Annotated in this window: 2 pseudogenes; one reads left to right on the top strand and one right to left on the bottom strand. The window is 33.5% G+C overall.

Annotated features, from left to right (window positions below):
• Window positions 1-413: pseudogene (locus B0A58_RS16490) on the top strand (hypothetical protein); the annotation flags it as partial.
• Window positions 414-467: 54 nt separating this feature from the next.
• Here B0A58_RS16490 and B0A58_RS16990 read toward each other — a convergent pair.
• A pseudogene (locus B0A58_RS16990) lies at window positions 468-773 on the bottom strand (helix-turn-helix domain-containing protein); the annotation flags it as partial.
• Between the last annotated feature and the right edge of the window lie 25 nt (window positions 774-798).

Here is a 798-nt window from a genome sequence, read left to right on the forward strand (position 1 = left end):
TAGGAAATGACACATCTGATAATGCAAGTGCGATTAGTAAAGTTGAAGTATTAGGCGAATTTGTATCTTCACACGATGGAAAGAATCAAATTTATGCAAAAAATGGTAGAACAATTATAGGTAATATAAACCCAAATCTTTTAACTCAAATCAACACGCAAGACCCAAATACGGATTACAAACTCATCGTAAACGGAAAAGTGCGTGTGCGTAACAAAGTATATGTCAAGGAAGCAGGACTAACTTGGCCCGACTACGTTTTTGCAAACGATTACAAACTCATGCCACTACAACAAGTAGCACAACACATACAAGAAAAAGGCCATTTGCCTAACATGCCAAGTGCTACCGAGGTAGAAAAAGACGGCATAGCAGTAGGAGACATCATCAAACGCCAACAAGAAAAAATGTAAAAATAGATTCCTAAAATTTAAACATTTCTTTCAAAAAATACCAGCATTTTCATTTTACCCAACATTATTTTTCAAAACTTCTATCAGTTTTTCCACAGCATTCTTATCTGAAAGAACAAATACCAAACCATTTATAGCACTGTCTTTGTTGTTCCTACTGTTTTGAGTTATATGAATATTATTTGCATTTGATTCAAAAAAATCCTGAATGTCCACATCAAATAGTTGAGCTAGTTTTGGCAAAAACTCGCTTTTTACATCACATTCACCGCTTTCCCAGGTTGAATAGGTATTTTGTTTTACTCCTAAAATTTCTGCAACCTCTCTTTGACTATAATTAGACTTTTTTTCTCTAATTTTTTTTAAGTTTTTTTAACCCAACTTG

It is taken from the genome of Flavobacterium branchiophilum NBRC 15030 = ATCC 35035, assembly GCF_002217205.1.
GTDB classification, from domain to species: domain Bacteria; phylum Bacteroidota; class Bacteroidia; order Flavobacteriales; family Flavobacteriaceae; genus Flavobacterium; species Flavobacterium branchiophilum.